7 protein-coding genes and 2 pseudogenes are annotated in these 6720 nt (G+C 59.8%); 5 read left to right on the top strand and 4 right to left on the bottom strand.

What is annotated here, in order from left to right:
- From AC5IJH_RS02620 to AC5IJH_RS02605, 4 genes and pseudogenes are all read left to right on the top strand, one after another.
- On the top strand, positions 1-444 hold a 444-nt coding region (locus AC5IJH_RS02620; RefSeq protein ID WP_491901233.1), incomplete at its 5' end, for a MarR family winged helix-turn-helix transcriptional regulator.
- Positions 445-687: 243 nt separating this feature from the next.
- The gene (locus AC5IJH_RS02615; RefSeq protein WP_491901232.1) at positions 688-1083 is read left to right on the top strand and encodes a YybH family protein; all 396 of its coding nucleotides are present in this window, start codon (positions 688-690) and stop codon (positions 1081-1083) included.
- Between the two features lie 270 nt (positions 1084-1353).
- Positions 1354-1635: pseudogene (locus tag AC5IJH_RS02610) on the top strand (cyclic nucleotide-binding domain-containing protein); the annotation flags it as partial.
- Between the two features lie 77 nt (positions 1636-1712).
- Positions 1713-1913 (top strand): annotated as a pseudogene (locus AC5IJH_RS02605) (hypothetical protein); the annotation flags it as partial.
- 317 nt (positions 1914-2230) lie between these two features.
- On the opposite strand, the gene AC5IJH_RS02600 reads toward AC5IJH_RS02605, so the two are convergent.
- The 3 genes from AC5IJH_RS02600 to AC5IJH_RS02590 form a co-directional block, all read right to left on the bottom strand.
- Positions 2231-2479: a hypothetical protein gene (locus AC5IJH_RS02600; protein WP_491901231.1), complete on the bottom strand. Its 249-nt coding sequence runs from the start codon at positions 2477-2479 to the stop codon at positions 2231-2233.
- Positions 2480-2503: 24 nt separating this feature from the next.
- Entirely contained in the window at positions 2504-3106 is a 603-nt protein-coding gene (locus AC5IJH_RS02595) for a TMEM175 family protein (protein WP_491901230.1), read from the bottom strand.
- 86 nt (positions 3107-3192) lie between these two features.
- Positions 3193-3543: a UBP-type zinc finger domain-containing protein gene (locus AC5IJH_RS02590; RefSeq protein ID WP_491901229.1), complete on the bottom strand. Its 351-nt coding sequence runs from the start codon at positions 3541-3543 to the stop codon at positions 3193-3195.
- 163 nt (positions 3544-3706) lie between these two features.
- Between AC5IJH_RS02590 and AC5IJH_RS02585 the strand changes: the two genes are divergently transcribed.
- Entirely contained in the window at positions 3707-4615 is a 909-nt protein-coding gene (locus tag AC5IJH_RS02585) for an NADP-dependent oxidoreductase (protein WP_491901228.1), read from the top strand.
- Positions 4616-4889: 274 nt separating this feature from the next.
- Here AC5IJH_RS02585 and AC5IJH_RS02580 read toward each other — a convergent pair whose 3' ends face one another.
- Complete coding sequence (locus AC5IJH_RS02580; RefSeq protein WP_491901239.1) at positions 4890-6662, bottom strand: FAD-dependent oxidoreductase; 1773 nt, start codon at positions 6660-6662, stop codon at positions 4890-4892.
- Positions 6663-6720: the final 58 nt, after the last annotated feature.

Genomic DNA, 6720 nt, shown 5'->3' with positions numbered 1-6720 from the left:
TCTCACGAGGCGAAGTCAGACGGGACCCACGTCTTCCTGGTTCTCTGGAAGACGTATCGCGCGCTTCTGGCGCGGGCAGATGCAAGCAAGCGGCGCATCAATCTATGCGATTCAGATTTTCGAGTTCTGGAAGCGCTGCTTCACAAGGGGCCGCTCCCAGTGAATGTGATCGGGCATAAGGTGGATCTGACGACGGGTTCCATCACGACGGCGATCGATCGGCTGGAAAGCAAGTGGCTGGTGTTGAGGAAGAACCATGCGCAGGATCGGCGGATCCGCGTGGTCGAGCTAACGGCCAAGGGTCGCCGCTTGATTGAAAAGGGCTACGCGCAGCATCGCATCGACATGGAAAAAGCTGTCCACGGTCTCTCGCGTGAAGAGCGGGGCCAGCTCGTCGATCTGCTGCGGCGCCTTGGCACTGCGAGCGAAGAGTCGCAGCCCTAACTCTGACGCGTTCCAGCATAGTTGTCGTCGGCAGAATCCAGCTCTCTTCCGTTGCCCTTGCCAGGGCCGCTTGCTTCCGTCCGCCACGGCAGGACCAAGATCCAGCGGGTATTTCTTGACTTCAAGGTACCTCAGCCATAGCCTCAGAGGGTGCTCGGGCTGACGGCGCTGCCCCGCAGAGATTCCTTGCGGTTCGCCCGTTTGTGAGTACATATATAAGACATCAGAGGTCGAAGGAGACGTATGACTCCCCAGGAAGCAGTCACCTCAGTGCTTGCTCGGTATAACGCGGCCCTGAATGCATCTGACACAAGCGCGGTGATGCCGCTGTATGCGGACGATGGTGTGTTCATGCCGCCTTACAGCCAGTCCGCTGTGGGATTGGCAGCGGTCAAGGCAGCCTACGATGCCGTGTTCCAGGCGATCACCTTGCATGTGAAGTTTGAGATCGTTGAGCTTGTCCAGATGGCGCCTGACTGGATCTTTGTGCGCACCAATTCAGCAGGAACGACGACCACGCACGCTACCGGCGCGAAGAGTGCCGAGGGCAACCAGGAGCTCTTCATCTTTCGGAGAGACCAGAACGGTTCGTGGAAGATTGCACGCTACAGTTTTTCGCCAACGAACCCGCCGAAGTAAGAAACCGGTCGGGACTTAGACTCGCACACACCGCTGCATGAGCAGAAAGCCTGCCGCTGCCCGGAACAGCTGCCCTGGCACACAGGACTCTCTGATTGACCCTCCGGCGTGTCCAAGTGGAGAGTGTGCAGTCTCAGCATCGGTTCGTAGGACAGTGCGGCGCTACAGGATCTGGGGACTACAGGAGAGCCACGACGTCGAGACGGAAGGTGTCCCACAGGCCTCACGGGGAACCGTCCGGCCTTCGCCTATCCGATCCTCACGGATGAGATGATCGCGCGCGTCCGCGGCTATGGAACCGAACGGTCGATTCCCGCAGGCACGCAAGTGCTCACGAGTGGCGGACAAAACGCCGACTGGTACGTCATCCTGCAAGGTGCGATCGATGTGTTCGCGCTCGACAACAGCCGGAAGCCCAGACAGATCGCGACTCTAGGGCCCGGTGAATTCACGGGCGAGCTGCACCTGATCAGTTCACGTCGCACGTTGGCCGATGGCTTTGCATCCGTCGATTCTGTCGTTCTTCATGTGAGGCGTGCCGCGTTGCAGCGGTTGATGCGATCCGAGCGAGATATCACCAACCTGATACTGCAGGCCGCCATCTGGCGGGCGCAAGCTCGTTCGACGGCTCGCCCTACGCAACGAATGTTCACGGAATCTATGCCGTCGGGGACGTGCGCTCCCAATCGGTCATACGCGTTGCCTCTGCTGTGGGGGAAGGCTCAGTGGTGATCGGTGACGTACATCGCCACCTCTCCTCCTTGGACCAGAGCATGATGGCGCACACCGAAGCCGGAAGCGTCGAGATGCCGCAGGGCGAGCCCGCTTGACTGGCGGCTTGATCGCCAATGATCAGAGTGTCCAGCTATTTGCTCCTGATAACTTGACCGACTGGAGTGCAGCTGGTGTGGAATGGCCTGTCGTCGCTGAGCCTCAGCCAGTTGGCCGATGTTTCGGCTACATTCGCTGTGCAAGGGAGACCATGACGTCAACGCAGCAGCGCGCTTTTTCGCGACTCGGACTTCAGAGCTCGACGCGCGTGGGAGGACGACAGGAAGATGGTAGCCCTGGTGCTTGGAGAGGTGATTTAGAGGATGACCGCGGCGTGCGCTCGCAGCTTTCGAAAGCTAAAAACGCGGATTGAGTATCAGCGTTTGCGGAGGGTGACGTGACGCCCGTCCAGCGAATACCGCAGATCGGTGCCCAGTGTGATGCTGCGCACAGCGTCACTGCCGGCTACGCTCACCTCGATCCATCCTGCGACGTAGTCCTCGATCTCCGGGCTGAGCCCTTCCTCTTCGTCGGACAAAGTGCGAAGGACTGTCGCCAGCATCGTTTCACCTGGAGTCTCCTCGAAGGAGACTTCAATCAGGTCTCCCGCCTGGAACGATTCCACTTCGGCCTCCTTGCTTCCGCCCTGTCACTCAGCTGTGTGGACAAGCGATGCGTCTTTCGCAATGGCGTTCTCAATGCGGCGGTCAGGCAGAAGCCACATCAGCGCAACCAGTACGTACCCACCGCACGCAAAGGCCGGACGCCAGAACGCCAGCGCGATCGAGACCAGGTACACCGCGAGAGAGACTTTGCCCTTCCAATCGCGACCGACGGAGTTGGCCAGCATCGAGTCGTGGCCATGCTGCTGCACGAGCTTTTTCGTGAGGATGAAATACGCGAACGCCGCGAAGAGCAGCAAGACTCCGTATAGCGCAACCGGCCACGGCGACAACGGAGGCTCGCCCATCCAGGCAGTTGCGAAGGGGGTCAAAGAAAGCCAGAACAGAAGGTGCAGGTTCGCCCAAAGAATGCCGCCGCTGACATGCCGCGCAGCCTGCAGCAGATGGTGATGATTGTTCCAGTAGATGCCGACGTACACGAAACTCAAGACGTAGCTCAGAAAGACAGGAAGCACCGGCCTTAACGCGGCTGCGCTTGTCTGATGTGGCGGTTTGAACTCCAGCACCATGATCGTGATGATGATCGCGATCACTCCATCGCTGAAGGCCTCCATGCGTCCTTTACCCATTGTGGATCTCCAAGACAGCCTGGTGAGCGACGCGCCGGCCGGTTGAAAGGCCCGTCCAATCTCGCAGCTGGCCGAAGTGAACCGGGTTAGTTGAGCAGAGACTGCCAGTCGCGCGGAACCTTGCCGGCAGGCCCGGGTGCAGGCTGGTGCGTGGGATGGGCATGAGGCGGAGCCAATTCAACACCTGCCATCATGTGTTTCCGCTCGTAGTCGTAAAACCAGTCCTCGCCCGGCTCAAAGCTTGCGGCGATAGGATGTCCTTCGGCCTTGGCATGTTTCGACGCGTGCTGGCTTGGCGAAGAATCGCAGCAGCCAACATGGCCACACTCCGCACAGCGGCGCAGGTGCAACCACCAGCCTTCTGTCTGCAGACATTCCACGCAACCATCGCCGCTCGGTTTGACGGCGGGATTGATCCCCTTCTGATCCTTGTTCATCGCTATGCACCCTTTCGTTGCTCTATCCAGTCCACTGATGATCTAACGCCTTAGCCTTGACGTCAAGGCTTCCTGCGCCTATCTTGGGCTGGTGCTTTGGGCTGAGGATATAAGCCATGGCCTGGCGCATGGAAAGAGATGCGGGTCGAGCGAGGAGCGAGTTATGAAAGCAGTTCTCTTGCACAAGTATGGTGGCCCCGAAGAGCTTAGTTACAGCGACTTTGCCGATCCCGTTCCCGGACCGGGCGAGGTGCTGGTGCGCGTGGCCGCGGTCAGCATCAATCCATTCGACGTGATGATCCGCTCCGGCCAGGTGCAGTCGATGATTTCGCTTGAGTTCCCGGCCATTCTCGGCATCGATGTAGCGGGCGTCGTGGAGAAGGTGGGCGACGGCGTCAACGGGTTCAACGCGGGCGAGAAGGTGTTCGCCATGACGAACAGAACGTATGCAGAGCTCTGCGTGGTGAAGGCTTCGGACCTCGCCAAAGTTCCCGATGGCATGGACCTGCAGGAGATCGCTGCCCTGCCGCTGGTGACGACGACGGGGGAACAGCTGATCTCTCTCGGTACGGGCGCATCCTCTGGACAGCGGGTGCTTGTCTCCGGAGCGGCGGGAAACGTGGGACGCAGCGCTGTATATGCCGCGAAGCAGCGGGGCGCGCATGTCATCGCCGGAGTGCTGAAGCGTCACCTGGGCGATCCGACCAATTTCGGCGCGAATGAAGTCCTCGCGCTGGATGATGAGAGCGCGATGGCCAAGTTGAAACCGGTGGATGCCGTAGCCGATACGGTTGGGCACAAGACTGCGGAGAGCCTGCTGGGAGTGGTGAAGGATGGCGGCGTCTTTGCGTCTGTTCTCGGACAGCCAGCGAATGCCGCGACGCGCCCGAACGTCCGCAAGGTCGAGGTGTATGCGAAGTCGGATGCGAAAACCATTGTCACTATGGCATTGGCGGTGAAGTCAGGAAAACTCATCATTCCGATCGTGCGCAAGCTGGCACTGAGAGAGGCTGCCCAGGGGCAGATCGAACTGCAGAAGGGCGTGAACGGCAAAATTCTTCTGCTTGTATGAGCGTCGGTCTGTAGCGGCCACTGACTCGAACAAAGGCTCGAGGCAGATCATTCCCCTGCTTCAACGAAGCTACTGAACGGATGGAGCGCTAATGCATTCTGTCGCAAATTGAGATTCGTCATCTTGCGGCCGCGGCGATGACTGGGCCGCAATCGGCGACGCGAGTTGCTTGCATTCAGCCACGTGGATCGCACCACATGCACCCCACCTCCGCACCATTTCTCATCGATCCGCAGATATGCAGCGCATGGACGCAGTCGACGGCCCGACGCGATTATCCCGCCATCGGCGGCAACCATGAGCCCGGCTGACGAGATCGAGCAAGATGCTCGTGAATGCTGGCGACGGCCAGTGCACCATCCGCGATGGCCGAAGAAACACGCTTCGCGCTGCCGCTCCTGCAGTCGCCAGCAGCGAAGACGCCGGGCAATGACGTTTCCAGTGGGAGTGGGCAGCGTGTCTCTCTCCAGCCGGGCAGCTTCGAGACGGCGGCTCCGCTCAGGACGAATCCCTTTGCGTCGGTCGCAAGCTGGGGGGAAAGAGAAGCAGTGCGGGGCTCTGCTCCGGTGAACACAAAGAGTCCCGATGACGCGAAGCGCGACTGCGAACCATCGGCATGCGTCACCGACACGGCTCTGAGATAGCTATCCGCCTCCACTGAGGTCACCTGTGTCCTGTACAGAACGTCTACTTTCGTATTGGCAAGCAGCCGCCGAACCAGGTAGTCCGACATGCTGTTGCGCAGGTCTGAAGACCGGACGATCAAGGTGACGCGCGATACATGCTGCGAGAGAAACATGGCCGCCTGTCCGGCTGAGTTGCCCGCACCCACGATGTGGACATGGCCGCCCTTGCAGCGTAAGGCCTCAATCATCGTCGCGCTGTAGTAGACGCCAGCACCATAGTGAGAGCTGACGCCTTCCACGGCAAGCAAGCGATACGACACTCCGAACGCGAGGATCACCGCGCCAGCCGACACTGAATCTCCCTCCCGAGTCTTCACTGCATAAGTGCCGTCCGGCCGGCGTTCAAGTGCCTGCACCGTGGCGGCAGACACAAACTCCGCACCGAATTTGAGGGCCTGCATGTAGGTGAGATTCGCGAGTTCCCTACCGCTCACGCCCGCCGGGAAGCCGGCATAGTTTTCGATCTGGGAGCTTGCTCCTGCCTGGCCGCCGGGCCCGACCGTATCCAGCACCAGCGTCGATAGTCCCTCCGCAGCCGCATTCACAGCTGCTCCCAGTCCAGATGGTCCGGCGCCCAAGATAGCGACGTCGTAGTGTCTGCCAGAGACCTTGCGCCGGAGTCCGAGGTACTCAGAGACCTGCACACGAGTCGGCCGCTCGAACAGAACCTCACTGCCATGCACTACTGCCGGACAATGTCCCTTCCTCAATCCACACGCCACGAGGCGCGCTTCGTTCTCTGGCATAGACACATCGAGCCACTCGTGAGGCACCATGTTCCGTGAAAGCATCTCGACAAGCTCATGCGTGACACTGTCCTCGCGGGCACCGAACACAGTCAGGCCGCGAAAATGAGAGGAGGACAGGAGCTCACGACGACGCTGGAAGGCCTTCCACAGGATTTCGCCTAATAACGGCCTGCTGGTGAAGATTTCCCGAAGCTTCTGCGGGGTCAGCCGGATTGCTTCGATGTCCGTCTCCGCCTCAATGGTGATGAGCGCCCTTCTGCCGGTGAATAAGTGGACGTCTCCTGTGAAATATCCAGCACCATAGCGTGTGAAGACGCGGCGCGTGCCAGCCGTGAAATCAAGCACGCACGCACTGCCCGAGAGGAGAACGAAGCAGTTGAACGGATTTTCGCCCGTTCGCACCAGGTGCTCTCCTTTGCGGAAGGAACAGGCATCGCCGAATTCTGCTGCATCTGCAATCTGGTGAGATTCGAGACACGGATAGGCGACAAGGTCTGAGCGATGGTCCAGATAGGCGTGCCTATCATTCTTCCCTCTGGCAACGCGCACTCTGCCGCGTTTGGCGTACACATGAGTAGCTTCGCCGTCACTGATCTGTTCGATTGGGTGCATCATCACCGCTCCTGGACTCATCAAGCGCCGGACTGAACTGCATGCCGCGAGAAACCAA

It is taken from the genome of Candidatus Dedyshia acidiphila, assembly GCF_051025295.1.
Taxonomy (GTDB): domain Bacteria; phylum Acidobacteriota; class Terriglobia; order Terriglobales; family Acidobacteriaceae; genus KBS-83.
This window is presented reverse-complemented; position numbering and strand designations above follow the sequence as displayed.

Coding starts and splice junctions, on each gene's coding strand:
- AC5IJH_RS02615 (WP_491901232.1), top strand. CDS start 688: ATGACTCCCCAGGAAGCAGTCACCTCAGTGCTTGCTCGGTATAACGCG.
- AC5IJH_RS02580 (WP_491901239.1), bottom strand. CDS start 6,662: ATGCACCCAATCGAACAGATCAGTGACGGCGAAGCTACTCATGTGTAC.
- AC5IJH_RS02590 (WP_491901229.1), bottom strand. CDS start 3,543: ATGAACAAGGATCAGAAGGGGATCAATCCCGCCGTCAAACCGAGCGGC.
- AC5IJH_RS02595 (WP_491901230.1), bottom strand. CDS start 3,106: ATGGGTAAAGGACGCATGGAGGCCTTCAGCGATGGAGTGATCGCGATC.
- AC5IJH_RS02585 (WP_491901228.1), top strand. CDS start 3,707: ATGAAAGCAGTTCTCTTGCACAAGTATGGTGGCCCCGAAGAGCTTAGT.